12 protein-coding genes are annotated in these 17,570 nt (G+C 31.8%); 9 read left to right on the top strand and 3 right to left on the bottom strand.

Annotation, left to right across the window (positions count from 1 at the left end; all coding sequences use genetic code 11):
* Positions 1-86 precede the first annotated feature (86 nt).
* The 7 genes from GFV00_RS04235 (at position 87) to GFV00_RS04205 (ending at position 10,332) form a co-directional block, all read left to right on the top strand.
* Positions 87-2,468, top strand: coding sequence for a TonB-dependent receptor plug domain-containing protein (locus tag GFV00_RS04235; RefSeq protein ID WP_160557091.1), 2,382 nt, complete (start codon positions 87-89; stop codon positions 2,466-2,468).
* A 13-nt stretch (positions 2,469-2,481) separates the two neighbouring features.
* Positions 2,482-3,714 carry a DUF4374 domain-containing protein gene (locus GFV00_RS04230; protein ID WP_160557092.1) on the top strand — a complete coding sequence of 411 codons (1,233 nt, stop codon included), beginning with the start codon at positions 2,482-2,484 and terminating at the stop codon, positions 3,712-3,714.
* A gap of 30 nt (positions 3,715-3,744) precedes the next feature.
* Positions 3,745-4,977 carry a DUF4374 domain-containing protein gene (locus tag GFV00_RS04225; RefSeq protein WP_160557093.1) on the top strand — a complete coding sequence of 411 codons (1,233 nt, stop codon included), beginning with the start codon at positions 3,745-3,747 and terminating at the stop codon, positions 4,975-4,977.
* 141 nt (positions 4,978-5,118) lie between these two features.
* Positions 5,119-6,588 carry an ankyrin repeat domain-containing protein gene (locus GFV00_RS04220; protein ID WP_160557094.1) on the top strand — a complete coding sequence of 490 codons (1,470 nt, stop codon included), beginning with the start codon at positions 5,119-5,121 and terminating at the stop codon, positions 6,586-6,588.
* A 6-nt stretch (positions 6,589-6,594) separates the two neighbouring features.
* Positions 6,595-7,077: a DUF2271 domain-containing protein gene (locus tag GFV00_RS04215; protein WP_160557095.1), complete on the top strand. Its 483-nt coding sequence runs from the start codon at positions 6,595-6,597 to the stop codon at positions 7,075-7,077.
* Between the two features lie 4 nt (positions 7,078-7,081).
* Positions 7,082-9,280, top strand: coding sequence for a PepSY domain-containing protein (locus GFV00_RS04210; protein WP_160557096.1), 2,199 nt, complete (start codon positions 7,082-7,084; stop codon positions 9,278-9,280).
* Between the two features lie 26 nt (positions 9,281-9,306).
* Positions 9,307-10,332, top strand: a complete 1,026-nt coding sequence (locus GFV00_RS04205) for an FAD:protein FMN transferase (protein ID WP_185149982.1) — start codon at positions 9,307-9,309, stop codon at positions 10,330-10,332.
* Here GFV00_RS04205 and GFV00_RS04200 read toward each other — a convergent pair.
* Positions 10,329-11,465 carry a glycosyltransferase family 4 protein gene (locus GFV00_RS04200; protein ID WP_160557097.1) on the bottom strand — a complete coding sequence of 379 codons (1,137 nt, stop codon included), beginning with the start codon at positions 11,463-11,465 and terminating at the stop codon, positions 10,329-10,331. The genes GFV00_RS04205 and GFV00_RS04200 overlap by 4 nt on opposite strands.
* Positions 11,466-11,746: 281 nt before the next feature.
* Positions 11,747-12,604 (bottom strand): aldo/keto reductase, encoded by an 858-nt coding sequence (locus tag GFV00_RS04195; protein ID WP_160557098.1) that lies wholly within the window; start codon positions 12,602-12,604, stop codon positions 11,747-11,749.
* Between the two features lie 112 nt (positions 12,605-12,716).
* Between GFV00_RS04195 and araJ the strand changes: the two genes are divergently transcribed.
* Positions 12,717-13,883, top strand: coding sequence for an MFS transporter AraJ (gene araJ, locus GFV00_RS04190; RefSeq protein WP_160557099.1), 1,167 nt, complete (start codon positions 12,717-12,719; stop codon positions 13,881-13,883).
* 179 nt (positions 13,884-14,062) lie between these two features.
* Here araJ and GFV00_RS04185 read toward each other — a convergent pair whose 3' ends face one another.
* Positions 14,063-15,556, bottom strand: coding sequence for a PLP-dependent aminotransferase family protein (locus GFV00_RS04185; protein WP_160557100.1), 1,494 nt, complete (start codon positions 15,554-15,556; stop codon positions 14,063-14,065).
* A gap of 117 nt (positions 15,557-15,673) precedes the next feature.
* Between GFV00_RS04185 and GFV00_RS04180 the strand changes: the two genes are divergently transcribed.
* Complete coding sequence (locus tag GFV00_RS04180) at positions 15,674-17,479, top strand: TonB-dependent siderophore receptor (RefSeq protein ID WP_160557101.1); 1,806 nt, start codon at positions 15,674-15,676, stop codon at positions 17,477-17,479.
* The last annotated feature ends 91 nt before the right edge of the window (positions 17,480-17,570 follow it).

The following is a 17,570-nucleotide window of genomic DNA, read 5'->3' as shown; positions in this document are numbered from 1 at the left end:
AAAATTATACTTTCGCAAATAATATTTATTTAGTCTAAACAAAAATAAGAAATAAAAAATTGTTGTGGTCTTAAACTTACTGCTCCATGAAAGTAATTATCAATATTCTAATTATATGCTCATTTTCAACCTGTTTATACTCTCAAATGGCAGTAGTAGAAGGAATAGTTACCTCTAATAATCAAGTGTTGGAAAATTGTTCTGTTCAGGTAGACAATATAGATTATATAACTAAAACCGATCAAAAAGGATATTATAAGATAATGCTTCCTGAGGGAAACTATGGGTTAACGTTTTCAAATCCTAAATTTGAAACCCAACGTATTCCTGTTTATTTAAAAAAAGGAGAAAAGAAAAATATATCCATTAAACTTAAACCTATCACCTATACCGATATCGATAATGTTGTAATTATCGGAAAATCAGCCATACAAAAAACAAAAGAAATCCCGTATAATGTAACTGTTTTAGATGCTAAATCATTTTATAATAGCTCATTAGATTTAGCTCATATGCTTGAGAAAGCACCCGGAGTAAAAATAAGAGAAGCCGGAGGGGTAGGTTCGGATTTGTCAATTTCTTTAAATGGTTTTACGGGAAAACATGTTAAAATATTCATGGATGGTGTTCCTATGCAGGGTTTCGGTTCTGCTTTTCAATTAAATAATATTCCGGTAAATATAGCGGATCGGATCGAGATATATAAAGGAGTGGTGCCTATTGAATTTGGCACTGATGCAATAGGTGGAGTGATCAACATTGTGACGGCTCAAAGTACTAAAACCTATATGGATTTATCGTATTCTTCCGGCTCATTTAATACCTACCGAACCGATTTAAATATGGGCCATACCTCAAAATCAGGATTTACGATTCAACTTAATGCTTTTCAAAATTATTCAGATAATAATTACAAAGTAAAGACTTCTATATTGGATTTGAAAACAAATGTCTTTTCATCCGAAAAATTTTGGGTCAAAAGATTTCATGGAAAATATCACAATGAAACAGGTATTTTAAAATTAGGCTTTATTAAGAAACGATGGGCAGATAAATTTCTAATTGGGATTACATTTGGACAAGAATTTTCCGATATACAAAATGCCAATTTAATGGAAATTGTTTACGGAATGAAAAAAAGAATGGGTACAACTGTTATGCCTTCTTTAGTTTACGGAAAAAATAATTTTTTGATCAATAAATTAAATGTTAAAATCACAGCAAATTATAATAGAAATTATAATAAAAATACGGACACGGCAGCCAGACAATACAATTGGTTAGGAGACTATGTACCCAAAAAAACTAGAGGTGAAGGCATTTATTCTCTTTCAAAATTTTATAATGATAACTATTCCTCAACAGCAAATTTAACTTATCGATGGAATGATATGCATTCCTTTGCTATAAATGATGTTCTTTCCGGCTACAAAAGAAAGAAATCCGATCGGGTTTCTATAGTGGAAATCGGTTCTGTGCGCGATACTATGAGAAGAACCAATTTGAAAAATATTTTGGGAGGTTCTTATAGTTTTAATTATAAAAATATATGGAATGCGAATGTTTTTGGTAAATATTACTATCAAAAAGTGAAAGGTCCTAAAAATATTTCTACCATAACCAATAGTACAAAATATATTGAGAACACGGAAAAATTTAACACCAACGGGTATGGCTTAGCCGTCACTTATTTTTTGAAAGATTTTCAATTTAAGGGATCATTAGAAAAGGCATTCCGTCTGCCCACAGATAATGAACTCTTTGGGGATGAAGTATTAGAATTGGGAAATTCAGTTTTAAAAGCTGAAAATTCCATGAATTACAATTTAGGAATCCTTTTAAATAAACAATTTAAAAATAATAATGTTATCTACTTTGATGTCAGTGGTTATATAAGAGATACTAAAGATTATATCCGAAGAATTATTGAACAACATTATGGTACAGCAACTTATGTCAACCACGGAAAAGTAAAAAATATTGGAATAGATGCTGAAATAAAATTCTATTACAGAAATAAATTTTCGTTAGGAGGAAATGTAACCTACCAAAATTTAAGGAATAAAGAGCGATATTCTTCCGTCAGTGGAAACAGGAAAGATATTACCTATAATGACAGAATACCCAATGTTCCTTATTTTTTCGGCGCAATTGATGCAGCATATTTTATTAACGATTGGGTAAAAAGAAAAAATAATTTAAGTATTGGTTATACATTCAACTTTATTGAAAAATTTTATCTTAATTGGGAAAGTTTGGGAAATAAAAAATCGAAATACACTTTACCCCGACAACTATCACATGATCTAATTATAAATTACACTCTCTACGAAAGTTCATTAAGTGTTTCATTGGAACTTAAAAATATCACCAATGAATTTCTTTATGACAACTACAGTTTACAAAAGCCCGGTAGGGCTTATTATATCAAGCTAAGATATTCATTTTCAAAATCACATAAAAAGTAAATAAATCAATAATATGAGAAATAGATCATTTAAAAGAAAATTCCTTTTAATAGCAGCACTATCAGTTTTCATAGTGGGATGCGGAAGCGATGACAATGATAACCTATCAGAAAATCCGGGAACAGATTCTGCTACACAAAAATTTGTTATAGCTGCAACTATGGGCAGTTCCAGCTATATGTTAACTTCCGATAATCTGGATATAGGCAGAACCTCGCTATCGGGAAATGGCGTGGAAGTAGGAAGAGTATTTACACATTTTATAAATAACCACTATAAATCATTAGTAGGGCTGGTATACGGACAAGGAGGGGCATACGTTGGATATTGTTTCATTTTGGCTCCAAACGGCAAAATTCAAAAATTAAAAGGAGATCAGGATATGGGATTTCAAGTAAACAGTTATAATACCGTTGGAAATTTCGGAAATTATATGATTTCTGCACGAGGATCACAGGCTTTAGCAGACGGAACGACAGGAGCCATCTTCAGTTTTATAGAACAAGAAGGAACAAATATGTCTATAACCCAAAAAACATTACATACCGATAATATAGTTGGAAACGGTTATAATCCAACGATTAGCGGAATTGTTGATACCGAAAATGGAGAATTTCTTACCTCAGCCGTTAGTCCCAATGATCCCGATAAAGTGCATGTGTTAGCTTTAGACGCAAATTTAAATGTTAAACGAATTTATTCGGATGATAGAATCAGTTATTCTGCAGGAAGATGGCGATCTGCCATGTATTCTCAAATAGGAAAAGATGATAACGGAAATACCTATGTATTTTCAGGTTCATACGAAAGCGCTACCACAAAACCAGCGGGTGCGTTATGTATAAAAAAAGGAAGTACTGCCTTCGATAAAGATTACTATTTTAATATTGAACAAGCATCAGGGGGCTACCGATTTCGTAAAGTATTTCATATAACGGAAGACTATTTTCTGTTAGAATTTTATAACGAATTGGACTATAACATTATAAGCCCTGCCTCTCAATATGCAATTCTAAAAATGAGCACCAAAAATTTTAATTGGTTAAGAGATGGTTTCCCATCTAAAGAACAAATTACGGCAACGGGATGGCCATTAAGTTATGACGGTAAAATATATCTGCCGGTTACCACATCCAATGAGCAGCCTACCGTATACGTGATCGATCCTAAAACTACTTCAGCTAAAGCAGGATTAGTGGTTGAAGCAGATGGCATTACGGGATTATCCCTGTTAAAAAAACAATAAAATTCAATAAACTCTTAAATAAAATATAGTATGAAAAAAACAAATTTTATCCGAAAAGTATTAGTAAGCTTTTTGGCCGGATGCATGACTATATCATGTAGTAGCGATGATGATAATACGATAGCCACACAACCCATTCCTACTAAAGCAGATAAGTTTGTAATAGCGGCTGCTCCCGGGAGTGGAAAATTAGGTACAGGAACTTATTTTTTGACTGTCAATCATTTAGATAGCGGTAAAGATAGTATTTCAGGAAATTCTAATTCAGTGAAAACAACCAGTTCTTTTACACAGATCGTAGTAAACAATGCAAGCACCTTGGTTGGTTTTATTTATCCCAACGGATCAGATTTAGGGCAAGGAAAATCAGGATGCAGAGCATTTAAATATGACACAGATGATAAAATGAAAGAATTACAAGGAAGTCCGATAATTATTGGTAGATTTTCAGTTACAGGAAATTTTGGAAAATATATTTATGCCATATCCAATAAAGACAACAGCTTTCTGTATGAAAGAAATGGAGATAATATATCAATGATAGATAAACCTATCGATTTAAGTTCGCATATGATTGATGACAAAAAACCAACCATTACAGGAATTGCAGATAGAGGAAATAATGAAATAGCTGCTGCATTTAAATATACAAATTCAGATAATGTTTATGTAGCCTTGATGGATTATAACATGACTATTAAATCAGTCATTAACGATTCTCGCTTAAGCTATTCTGGAGGCCAATGGAAAGGTGCTGTATATTCTCAAATTTGGTCGGACGGATCAGGCAACGTATACGTATTTTCAGGTGCCGGATCCGGAAATACCACTGCTAAAAAAGCAGGAGCTTTAAAAATTAATAAAGGTTCTCAAACATTCGATTCAAATTATTATTTTGATATTGAAACTGCTTCAGGAGGATATAAATTCAGAAAAGTTTTTCCGATTACTAAAGATTACTATTTACTTGAATTTTACAATGAAACAACAAGTTCCGGAAACGGTTCCAAAGCAACACGTTTTGCAGTCGTTAAAATGGAATCTAAATCTTTTAAATGGGTAGAAGGAATTCCGGACTATACTCAAGTGTCAAGTAACGGATGGCCGTTAGCACATAAAGGTAAAATATATTTACCATTAAATCCGGTTAGCGGAAATTCAGCCATATATGCCATAGATCCGGTAACAGCAACAGCAAATAAAGGATTTGAACTTTCCAATGATAAGGAGCATATTAGAGCGGTCACTTTCTTGAAAAATTAATTAATTTTACTCAGATAATTTTTTAATAGAAGCAGTTGATTTATTCAACTGCTTTAAACTATTTTGTTTTTATTTAGTCTATATAAGTATTATTGCAAAAAAATTACTATTATAGTGCTCTCATTTAAAATATAAAAAAAAATGAAAAGAAGTTTCGTAACTCTACTTTGCATGGCATCCATTTGGATGAATGCTCAAATAAATAATACCTTGTTAGATAATAACTTTTGGAAAAATAAACCCGATTTACAAGCAGTTGAAACAGAAATTAAAAAAGGTAACAGTCCGATTGAGTTTAATGATAACAAATTTGACGCTGTTACAGTTGCCATACTAAATGAAGCCCCTTTAGAAACTATTAAATACCTGTTAAAACAGAAAGGAAATGACATAAATAAATTAACTCATGATAACAGAATTTATTTACATTGGGCAGCTTTAAAAGGAAATACTGAATTAATAAAATATTTAATCGATAAAAAGAGCAATATTAATTTAGAAGATTCCCATGGGCTCACTCCTTTAGTATTTGCAGCAAATGCAGGTCAAACCAATGTTGAAATCTATCGCTTGTTTTTTGATGCCGGATTAAATCCTAAGCAAAAATATAAAAACGGGGCAACCATTTTGCTTTTAGCTATTCCCTATGATTCTGATATTCACCTTACCGATTATTTACAATCCAAAGGTCTTTCTTTATCGGATACAGACGATAAAGGAAGCACAGCATTTGATTATGCGGCCAGAAAAGGCGATATAGAATTATTAAAAAAATTGAAAACAAGAGGGGTAAAAAGCACCAACAATGCTCTTTTACTGGCAGCTGAAGCTACACGGAGAACAGCCAATACCTTAGATGTTTTTAAATATTTGGTAGAGGATATAAAATTAAATCCTTTAATTGTCAATGACGATCAACAAACCGTACTTCATATAGTCGCAACAAAACCGGATCAGGCAGAAATTATCAACTATTTTATTTCTAAAAAGGTTGACCCACAAAAAAAAGATAAAGAAGGAAATACAGCATTTATAAAAAGTGCTTCAGGAAAAGATATTAAAAATACACAAGTATTTTTACCTTTAGTTAAAAATATCAATGAAGTTAACAATAAGGGAGAAAGTGCTCTAATGTTAGCAGTAAAATCTAGTACACCGGAAATGATTGCTTTGTTACTTGCTAATGGAGCTAATATAAATCAGAAAGATAACAAAGGAAACAGTTTGGTTTATTATCTTATCCAATCCTATCATCCTAGAAATAAAGATTTTGATGCAAATTTAGAATTACTAAAAGATAAAGGAGTAGATTTTAATACAAAACAAGAAGAAGGCAATACCCTCTATCATTTAGCAGTCGGTAAAAATGATATCAATTTGATTAAAAAAATTTCAGGATTGAAAGTAGACGTTAATACAGCTAATAACGAGGGGATAACTCCTTTACAAAGAGCCGCAATGATTGCTAAAGACGATACTATTTTGAAATATCTGCTATCTTTAGGTGCAAAAAAAGACCTAAAAACAGAGTTTGGAGAAACAGTCTATGATTTAGCAAAAGAAAACAAAATCTTAACTCAAAATAAAGTATCCGTTGATTTCTTAAAATAATCTATTATGAAGATGAATATTAAATTAGTAGCTTACAGTTTACTTCTTATGTTGATGCCTTTTATGGGCCATGCACAGACTCATAAATATAAATGTTTACTTCAAATGAATAATTATATAGGAGAAGGTGCCTACATAGTAGTATCATTAATTTCTCCGCAAGGTCAATATGAAAAGACATTATATATAATGGGAGAAGATAAAAGATGGTATAATACCTTAAAAGAATGGCATAAATACAATTCAAAAAAGAAAACTATAGATGCTAAAACCGGAGCATCCGTAACCGGCGGAGACCGTAGCATAACCACGTTGGAAATTGAAGATTCTAAAATTGATAAGGGATATAAACTCCGATTTGAAACCGCTGTTGAAGATCAAAATTATTATGTAAAAGATCTGGAAATCCCTTTAAATTCTCAAGCCTTTACGGGTAAAATATCCGGAACGGGATATATAAATTATGTGAGACTAAGTAAGATTCAATAATTCAATGACGCTTTCCATTTGGAGATATGCTCACTTAACTTTAGCATTAGTTTCTTTCATATTTTTGAGTATGGCTTCCATAACGGGATCCATACTTGCTTTTTATACCATTGAAGAAAATACGTCACCATATTGCATTCATGATTTAAATCGTATTAGTATTGCGCAGACTCTTTCAGCATTACAATCTACTGTTCAGGAAATTTCTGAATTAGAAATTAATGAAAAATCGTTTGTAAAATTACAAGGTACCGATACGAATGGGGAGGAGGTAGTAGGATATATAAATCCTAAAACGGGAACTATCATAGGAAAACCTCAAAAAAACAATTCTTTTATCTTGTGGGTTACCTCATTACATAGATCCCTGTTTATGCATGAAACCGGACGTATACTTGTGGGTATCAATTCATTTTTACTTTTTTTAATAGCAACTTCGGGAAGCATACTTATAATAAAAAGACAGAAAAAATTCAGCAACTTTTTTTCAAAAATAAAAAAAGCATCTTTTTCTCAATATTACCATACTTTGTTTGGACGTGTACTGCTTATACCTATTGGTATAATTTCATTAACCGGAAGTTATCTATGTTTAGAAAGGTTTCATTTTTTTTCCAAAGAAGGTGAGAAAATTATTTTTCATTCTCCCCAAGATCAAACTTCAACAAAGAAACTATTATATAAAGATATCCCTCTTTTTTCACGAATTAAACTTTCAGAAGTTCGTAAAATAGAATTTCCGTTTTACGATGATCCCGACGAATATTTTATTTTAAAATTAAAAGATAAAGAATTAACCGTCAGTCCTTTAACAGGTGAAGTTGTCTCTCAAGTTAATGATCCGATTTCAAAAAAGTTAGCAACTCTAAGTTTAGACCTTCATACCGGCAGAACTCATGTAGTTTGGGCTGTCATTCTTTTTATAGCCGGTGTATATATATTGTTTTTTATAGTTTCAGGATTTACCATAACTTTGAAAAGAGGAAAACGTAGTTTTAAAAATAAATACCTCCCTGAAGATAGCCAAATTATACTATTGGTAGGATCAGAAAATGGAAGTACGTTCAACTTGGCTCATTCAATTCATCAACAAATGGTTTCGCAAAATTATCGATCCTATATAACAGAGCTTAATAAGTATCAAGTATATCCAAAAGCGGAATATATACTAATTTTAACTTCAACCTATGGACTGGGAGAAGCTCCTTCAAATGCGCGTAAATTCGAAACACTTCTAAAAGAAAATCCACAAAACCAAAACGTTAAGTTCAGTGTAGTTGGGTTTGGATCAAAGTCCTATGAAGATTACTGTTTGTTTGCTAAAACTGTAGACAAACAAATCAAAAAAGAGGCATGGAGCGAATCGATAGTAGATTTACACACAGTAAACGACCAATCAATAGATGAGTTTACAACATGGATAAAAGAATGGAATAATAAAACGGGTATCAAACTATATACTGATGCTAAATTTTATACAAGTAAACCTAAGAATCGTATAAAAATGAAAATAGAGGAGGTTTACATACCTAATGATTCTAAAGAAACTTTTATAGTACAAATACATCCCGGCAAACAAAAATTTACTTCAGGAGATATCCTTGCTGTTTATCCCTGTAAAGACAATAAGGAAAGATATTATTCCATAGCTAAAGTCAATCATAATATACAGTTATCAATAAAATATTATCCGAGCGGCTTGGCGTCAGAATATTTAATAAATCGGAAAAAAGGAGATACCATATACGGGAAAATCATAACTAACACTTCTTTTCATTTTCCCGAAAAAGCAGAAAAAGTAGTTATGATTGCCAATGGGACAGGAATAGGTCCCTTTTTAGGAATGATCGATCAAAATTCAACCAAAGTTAAAACTTATTTGTATTGCGGATTCAGACAACGAAGTGAAATGGTAGATCAATATATTTGTTTTTTGAAGGAACAAATGAACCAAGGATATTTAGAACAATATAATTTTTCGTATTCATCAGATACAGAAAATAAATATGTGATGGATTTAATTCAAAATGACAGAAATTTTTTTGTTAATTTATTGGAAGAGGGAGGAGTAATCATGATTTGTGGAGCTTTGCAAATGCAACTGGAGGTAGAAAAAGTCTTAGATGAGGTTGTTTTTGTAGATAGCCTAAAAAAATGTAATGATTACAAAAGAAAAGGACAAATTGTAACCGATTGTTATTAATGAATTTCAAGAAAAGTAGTAAAAATATGAGAGGGAAATATGTTCTTTTGGCAGCATTATTTGTATTATCTTACATAAACATTAATTCGCAAGTACAACGAAACCGCACGGCAACTTTAATGGGTTGTAAGTTTGACTTTTCAATACTAGCAGAAGATTCCCTACAAGCAGAAAAATACATAGATAAGGCTATCGATGAAATAGTACGGATTGAAAATTTAATATCGGATTGGAAGCCTGATTCGCAAGTTTCAAAGGTTAACCAAAATGCAGGTATACAGCCCGTAAAAGTAGATAGAGAAGTATTGGAACTTACCCGAAGAGCTATTAAAATTTCAGAGATTACAGAAGGAGCATTTGATATAAGTTTTGCAGCTATGGATAAAATTTGGAAATTTGACGGTTCAATGAAAAAAATGCCCTCAGAGGAGCAAATCAAAGAATCCATAAAGAAAATAGGCTATAAAAATATCATTATAGATAGTTTAAACTCAACTCTCTTTTTAAAGCTCCCCGGAATGAAAATCGGATTTGGATCCATTGGAAAAGGATATGCAGCTGATAAAGCAAAAGAACTAATGGTGAAGAATAATGTAAAAGCGGGGATAATCAATGCTTCAGGAGATATAAGTGTTTGGGGGCATAAAATTAATGGAGAATATTGGAACATTGGAATAATTAATCCCTTTGAGCCTTCGGATATTACAGGTTTTTTTACACTTAAAGATGAATGCGTCACAACATCCGGTTCTTATGAAAAATATGTCGAATTAGAAGGAAAAAAATATTCTCATATTATCGATCCTCGCACGGGATATCCCGTAAAAGGAATTAAAAGTGTCAGTGTGATAGGTCCGAATGCAGAAACGGCCAATGGATTCAGTACCTCAATAATGGTACTCGGAGTAAAAGCCGGACGCAAACTCATTAACCAATATCCGGATTATAGTTGCCTCATTATTACAGATAAGGGGAAAATCCGTAAATCAAAGTATTTTAAAACAAAAGTAGAATTTTATAATAAAAAAATAAAGTCTGCAACCCGACTTTAACTTTCTACTAAACGTTGAAACAAATTCATCCATTTTTGCATGATTATATCCTGTGAATAACGCAGAATATTTTCAGAAGCCGCTTTTCCCATTTGTTTTCTAATAGTTTCATTTTCTATTAAGTAGGAGAGTTTTTGAGCAAAAATTTCTTTATCATTAAAAGGAACTAATAATCCGTCTACTTCATCATGGATAATTTCTTTAGGTCCGCATTTGCAGGTATAGGAAACAGGAGGGACTCCATGAACCATAGATTCAATTAATGTTAATGGAAATCCTTCATATTTAGAGGTCATAGCATAAATGGAACTATTTAGCAAAACTGAACTTATATCTGAAGTCGCCGGATGTAATTCAATGTTGGAATTTAAATTTAATCGATCAATCATTTCTTCTAGCTCTCTTTTTTTCTCACCATTTCCATATAGTAACAATTTCCAATCCGGATGTTTTTGAACAATAGTGTTCCATATTTCAATAAGATGATCAAACTGTTTTTGCTGGTTTAATCGGCCTAAGCTAATTACTATTTTATTTTCAAGAGATGCATGAGTTTTAGGTAATATAGTAAGTGGATTTTCAATTACCTCAAGGTTGGGAAGAGTATTTCCCCAGGATTCTCTATCTTCATTCGTTAAAACTATAAATCGGTCAAAATTCTTACCAATATCATAATCTGTTTTACGGTATAAATACGTTATGATTCTTCCTAGAAAATAATTATCCAATTTTGAATAATATTGCGCACGTTTGTATTTAGCGAAATGTCGTTCTATAATTTTTTTACTTCCATCATTTAACTCAAAAATATATTTCGAATACTTACAAAAAGTGGAAATTGCTATATCGGGCTTAATTTCCTGAAAAAGATTTCCGATTGTTTGAAGAAAAATTTTTTTATTTTTTTTAAAATTAATATGTTTTTTCAATCCCCTATCTTTTTCAAAATCCAAATTCAAATAATGAAATTTAATACGGGAATCAAAGTTGAAAAAAGGCTTTTGAGAAGATGGATATATAACGACAATATGAACTTCATAGTCTTTGTCAACCAAATAATTGGCCTTAATTGAAATCACACGTTCTATTCCTCCGGAATTATGAATGTTACCTATACAGTATGCAATTTTCATTTAGGAATTGGTTTTTAATTACGATAACGTCTAAAAAATTTTTACAATATTATGTAAATATTTTTTAGCTGTAATTAGTTGAATTTTAACTTAGGAAAGTTTACTCTTATATTAAGTATATACTTTTTGTCTATAAAGCAAATTCAAGGTTATAAGAAATAGTATTTATAAAAAAGAATTAATAAATATTTCAATATGTATAATTAAACTCCAAAAAAATTGATATATTTTTTTGAGTTTAAATGAATCTTTTTTTTTAAATGAGATATATGATAGTTTGATTATTTGATTCCCTTTTTAGCAAAATATTCCAAAAAATGATCGGGATGAGCTCCGGTTCGATCATTGGAATCTAAAGAATCTATTTTTTTTACATCTTCATCACTTAAATGAAAATCGAAAACATCAGCATTGGAAATAATTCTTTCTTTTTTTGTACTTTTCGGAATAGTAACTACCCCTTTTTGCAAATCCCATCGAATAATAATTTGTGCTACATTTTTATTATACTTATGAGCTAATTCTATAAGTAAAGGATCGTTAAACAAAGCCCCTCTTTTTAAAGGAGACCAAGCTTCGTATTGAATTTGATTTTTTTTGCAAAAATCCAATAAATCCTGTTGCACTAAATTGGGGTGGAATTCCATTTGATTAACCATAGGAACGGTTTGTCCCAAATCTATAATTTTTTGGATATGATGCTGCAAAGAATTACATAAACCTATTGCACGTATTCTACCCGCCTTATATAATTCTTCCATTGCTTTCCATGCTTCTAAATAGAAATCCGGATGAGGCCAATGGATTAAATATAGATCAAGATAATCAAGACCAAGTTTTTCCATAGATTCATCAAATGCTTTAAAAGTGTCCTCATATCTTTGTCTACTGAACCATATTTTGGTAGTTACAAAAATTTCTTCACGAGGAATTGAAGCAGATTGGATGGCTTTTCCAACTCCTTCTTCATTATAATAATAAGCAGCCGTATCAATATGACGATATCCTGCATCTAAGGCATCATGTATAGCAGTGATTACTTCTTGTCCTCCGTCAGCTTTATACACGCCTAAACCCAAATAAGGCATTTTTACACCGTTGGAAAGAGTAGTTGTTCCTGAGATATCTGTTATATTCATGATTCCTGTATTATAATTTAATCAAATATACGATAAATATTTTTTTGCCGGAAACTGCGGAATAAGGAATAATTTCCTATAATTTTGTTTAGTAAACAGGCGGTTAAAAAATATGAAAAAATCTACCATTGCATTAGCTTTAGGTACTTTAGGATTGGGAATGTCTGAATTTGGCATGATGGGCATTCTTCCGGATATTGCAAGAGATATGTCTATAAGCATACCAAAAGCAGGGCATTTTATATCGGCATATGCTCTCGGAGTTGCTATCGGAGTTGCTATCGGAGCTCCCTTACTGGTGTTAATATCCGGTAAACTTCCCTTAAAAAGAATATTGTTAATTCTTATTTTAATCTTCATATTAGGTAATTTATTTTTTTCTTTGACTTCGTATTATGAATTGAATGTATTGTTCAGGTTTATTTCAGGTCTTCCACACGGCGCTTATTTTGGTGTCGGTTCCATTGTTGCCAGTAAACTGGCACCTAAGGAAAAAGGAACTTCTGCCGTTTCGGGAATGATTTCAGGAATGACGATTGCTAACCTCTTAGGGGTTCCCTTGGGTACATTCATAAGCCATCATTTTTCATGGAAAATTACATACTTTCTTATAGCTTTATTAGGAATCATAATTTTCATATCCATTAAAAAATTTGTTCCTGAATTGAAACCGCTTCCCTATACTAGATTTAAAGATCAATTTCATTTTTTGAAGAACTTGAATCCGTGGCTGATTGTCGTAACAACCATTGTAGGAAATGGAGGTATATTTTGTTGGTATAGTTATATAAATCCAATTATGACCCATTCGGTTGGCTTTTCAGAAGAATCTATGACAGGAGTAATGATGTTTGCAGGTTTGGGAATGGTCGTTGGAAATCTGTTGAGTGGAAAATTATCGGATAAATATTCTCCGCAAAAGGTAGCTACAGTTACCCAAGGGTTGGCAATGCTATCTTTATTATTTTTCTTTTTTTTCAGCAAATCTCAAATCCTTTCGTTAATACTTATGTTCCTTTGCACGGGGTGTCTTTTTGCCGTATCAGCTCCTCAACAAATTTTATTGTTGCATAACTCAAGAGGAGGAGAGATGTTAGGTTCAGCAATGGCACAGGTAGCTTTTAACATAGGAAATGCTTTAGGCGCTTATTTAGGAGGTATTCCTATCAGTAAAAATTATCCCTATGAATATAGTGCTTTGCCGGGTGTTGTATTAACATTCATTGGGTTTCTAGTGTTTATATATTACACCCTTTTCAGAGCCAAGCTGAGTAACTGAGTAATTGTACTATTATCTAATTGATTCAAAAATCAACTTAAAAACTTCAAATTTTACTTATAGACTGTCGGTTTTAAAATTTCAAAACGAAAAGTAGTAACGTTGAAAAATGTCGTTACGATCTAATATAATTTTTATAAATATTTTAATAAATGATTGATTAATTGTGGATAATGGATCTATTTTTTTTCTAAACGTGATAAAGCTGATTTGATTTTATAGATGATTTCCTCCATTTCTTCTGTGGTAAAACTTCCAAATCCCAATCTCATAGCAGATAAATTGTGCGTTTGATAAAGCAAGGACTTAGGAATGAGCAAATCTTCCTTTAGACAATACTCTCGTAATTTCATCAAATTTACCGATGAATTCCATTGTGTCCAAAAAGCCAATCCACCGGTTGGCAAAGAAAAATTTAAATAATTCTTCAAATGAGTGTTTAATAAAGATGCCAGAAAATTTCTTCTTTCTTTATAAATAGCAGAGGTTCGTCTCAGGTGTCTGTTAAATTCACCTTCTTCAATAAGTTCGCCCAAAGCATATTCCATAAAAATATCTCCTTGCCTGTCAAGCATATTCGATAATTTTTGCATTTCTAAAATTAAATCCTCAGGAGCGATCACAAAGCCTTTACGGAATCCCGGGGCTAAAGATCTTCCAAACGAACCGATATAAACGACCATTCCCGAGGTATCTGCACTGGCAAGAGGCAGAATCCGATTGTTTTCGTAATGAAAATCATAATCATAATCATCTTCTAGAATAATAAATCCATACTGTTGAGATAATTCCAATAATTCCATACGACGTTTTACACTTAAAGAAACCGTTGTTGGATAATGATGGTGTGGAGTTATATATAACATACGAATCTTTCTTTTTTGACAAATTTTTTTAACAGCATCCGGAGAAATGCCTTCTTCATCAACCGGGATGGTTATTATATCTGCACCAACTTTTTGCAGAATCATATTGATCAAAAAATAACTAGGTTCTCCGACCAATACAATATCTTTTGGGGTAATGAGTAATTCTGCCGCGATATAACCTCCCATTTCGATGCTTCGCGTGATGAGAAGATTTTTTGGTGAAATATGTAATCCCCGAGATAGATTTAAAAAATTAGATAAGTTTTTTTTTAGGTATTCACTTTTTTCAGGAACTTCATTATTTCCTTTAGTAAAATGTCTTTTTCTTTTAAGGTTCGATGAATAGAGGCTCGACAAGGTATTCATTTGTAAAAGTCGAGTATCGGGTCCTCCATCGTTTAACATCCATGAGCAAGTTGAAGATTCAAAGGGGTTATCCAATAAATTGGAAGTTCTATATGAAAATCCCGTTTTAGAAGGATAATGAGTCAGAGAATCTTTAGATATGGATTTAATTTTTTTATTAGTCACATTGTCTTTTTGAATGATAAAACTGCCCTTATTGGGATGAACTTCAATCCATCCTTGTGCATGCAATTCATCATATACTTTAACGATCGTGTTGCGATTTACTTGAATAAGATTACTTAAAATACGCGTTCCGGGAAGTCTCATACCTATACTTAAATAACCTCTTTGAATAGCATTGATGATCTGAGTGGTAATTTGTAGATATACAGAAACTTTAGCGTTTCGGTCGATATGTATCAAGCTATAATAAGGTAGTAAATCCGGACTAGTCATAATAATAAAACTGGTATAGTTTAATCATCCGGAAAGTTACTACTTTTGTATAAACTAACTAGTATAAAAATAAATTTTAACTAACTACTGCGAAAATTTGCTGTGAACAATAGAATTATGAAACTATTTTATTCAATTATTGCCTTGTTTATATGTTTAGTACTGGTTGCGCAGGAGAGTAAAGAACTTGAAGGAGTTGTAATTCAAGGGAAAACACTTTCCTTACCTTATAATAAAACTTCACAAGATGTTCAAATAATTACGAAAGAACAAATCAAAGCTATGCCTGCCTCCAGTATTGAAGAAGTTCTTTCTTATTATTCAGGAATAGATATAAGACAAAGAGGAGCGCATGGAGTACAAGCCGATGTTAGTATAAGAGGAAGTTCTTTTGAACAAGTATTAATTCTTATCAATGGAATACGCATGAATGATAGCCAAACCGGACATAATACCATGAATCTTCCGTTAGATTTAGCATCCATTGAACGAATTGAAATAGTTAAAGGTCCTGCAGCTCGTCGTTTTGGACAAAATGCATATGCCGGTGCTATTAATATTGTTACTCGTCCGTCTACCAAGAATGATATAACAATTTCAGGATCTTTAGGTGATTTTAATACGACATCTTTAGGTGCTTCATTAAATGTTTCAGGAAAAAAGTTTTCTCACTTTATTCAAGCAGAAACTTCACAATCTGATGGATATCGTTATAATACGGACTATCAAGTTAAAAATGTATGGTATCAGAATCAGTATAAATTAAACGGGGGAGAACTTCGTTTACAAGGAGGATTTATTGATAAAAAATTTGGAGCCAACGGATTTTATTCATCCCCATTAGCAAAAGATCAATACGAAGCGATTCAAACTTCCTTGGTTAGCATTGGTTGGAATCAAAAATCAGGCAAATTCAAATGGGAATCCAATGCATATTGGAGAAGGTCTCAAGACGAATATATTTTCGAAAGACATAATCCCTCAAAATATAGAAACCTTCATATAGGTAATAATGCAGGAATCGAAGCCAATACAAACTATTCATCTTCTTTAGGAATCACCGGCGTTGGATTGGACTTTAGAAAGGAATATTTATCTTCCAATAATTTAGGAAAAAATCATCGTACAGTTTATTTTGCATTTTTGGAACATCGATTTATGTTTTTTAAAAACAGATTGGATATTACTCCGGGAATTAGCTTTTCCGACTATTCGGATTTTGGGAATTTTTGGTATCCGGGAATTGATATTGGATACAGTATAAACCAACAAAATAAATTATTTGCTAATTTAGGAAAAACCTATAGAGTTCCTACGTATACAGATCTTAATTATACAGACCCGGTCACCGAAGGAAATTCCAATTTAAAACCGGAGAATGCTTTGTCTTATGAATTGGGATATCGATTGAATCATAAAAACATAAAAACTACCATCAGCTTTTTTAGAAGGGAATCAAGAAAAAGTATAGATTGGACAAAAGATAGTGAAGAAGGTAAATGGAAGCCCGAAAATATTTCAAGAATAAATACGGATGGTGTAGAAGTTGATTTTAATTATTCTTTTACGGCACTCTTCATAAAATCAATCAATTTAGGTTATACCTATTTGGATAAAAATTTAAAATATTCTGACCGAGCGTACTCTAGATATTCATTAGATAATTTAAGACATCAGTTGGTTGTAAAAGTAGAGCATAAACTCTTCAAGAATATATCCAATCAAATAATTTATAGATACAATGACAGAGTAAACTTAGATGATTACCATTTATTGGATGATCGTCTTATGTATCAAACCAATAACTTACAGTTATACATCCAAATGACCAATATTCTCAATACTAAATATACTGAATCAAATTTGGTACCCATGCCGGGTAGATGGATACAAGGAGGAGTAGTTTTTAAGAATTTTTTATAAAGTTTGTACATATATGTTAATAGCCATACATTTTTAAAATGTATGGCTATTATATTAATAAAGCTAAATTAAATTTTTAAATACAGAATAT

The organism is Apibacter sp. B3935, from assembly GCF_009827705.1.
Classification (GTDB): Bacteria; Bacteroidota; Bacteroidia; order Flavobacteriales; family Weeksellaceae; genus Apibacter.
Note: the sequence above shows the minus strand (reverse complement) of the source record. Positions and strands in the feature narration are given on the sequence as shown.

Excerpts from the sequence above, each read along its gene's own strand:
- GFV00_RS04215 (WP_160557095.1), top strand. The coding sequence starts at position 6,595 with ATGAAGATGAATATTAAATTAGTAGCTTACAGTTTACTTCTTATGTTG.
- GFV00_RS04230 (WP_160557092.1), top strand. The coding sequence starts at position 2,482 with ATGAGAAATAGATCATTTAAAAGAAAATTCCTTTTAATAGCAGCACTA.
- GFV00_RS04200 (WP_160557097.1), bottom strand. The coding sequence starts at position 11,465 with ATGAAAATTGCATACTGTATAGGTAACATTCATAATTCCGGAGGAATA.
- GFV00_RS04235 (WP_160557091.1), top strand. The coding sequence starts at position 87 with ATGAAAGTAATTATCAATATTCTAATTATATGCTCATTTTCAACCTGT.
- araJ (WP_160557099.1), top strand. The coding sequence starts at position 12,717 with ATGAAAAAATCTACCATTGCATTAGCTTTAGGTACTTTAGGATTGGGA.
- GFV00_RS04180 (WP_160557101.1), top strand. The coding sequence starts at position 15,674 with ATGAAACTATTTTATTCAATTATTGCCTTGTTTATATGTTTAGTACTG.
- GFV00_RS04185 (WP_160557100.1), bottom strand. The coding sequence starts at position 15,556 with ATGACTAGTCCGGATTTACTACCTTATTATAGCTTGATACATATCGAC.
- GFV00_RS04195 (WP_160557098.1), bottom strand. The coding sequence starts at position 12,604 with ATGAATATAACAGATATCTCAGGAACAACTACTCTTTCCAACGGTGTA.
- GFV00_RS04225 (WP_160557093.1), top strand. The coding sequence starts at position 3,745 with ATGAAAAAAACAAATTTTATCCGAAAAGTATTAGTAAGCTTTTTGGCC.
- GFV00_RS04220 (WP_160557094.1), top strand. The coding sequence starts at position 5,119 with ATGAAAAGAAGTTTCGTAACTCTACTTTGCATGGCATCCATTTGGATG.
- GFV00_RS04210 (WP_160557096.1), top strand. The coding sequence starts at position 7,082 with ATGACGCTTTCCATTTGGAGATATGCTCACTTAACTTTAGCATTAGTT.
- GFV00_RS04205 (WP_185149982.1), top strand. The coding sequence starts at position 9,307 with ATGAGAGGGAAATATGTTCTTTTGGCAGCATTATTTGTATTATCTTAC.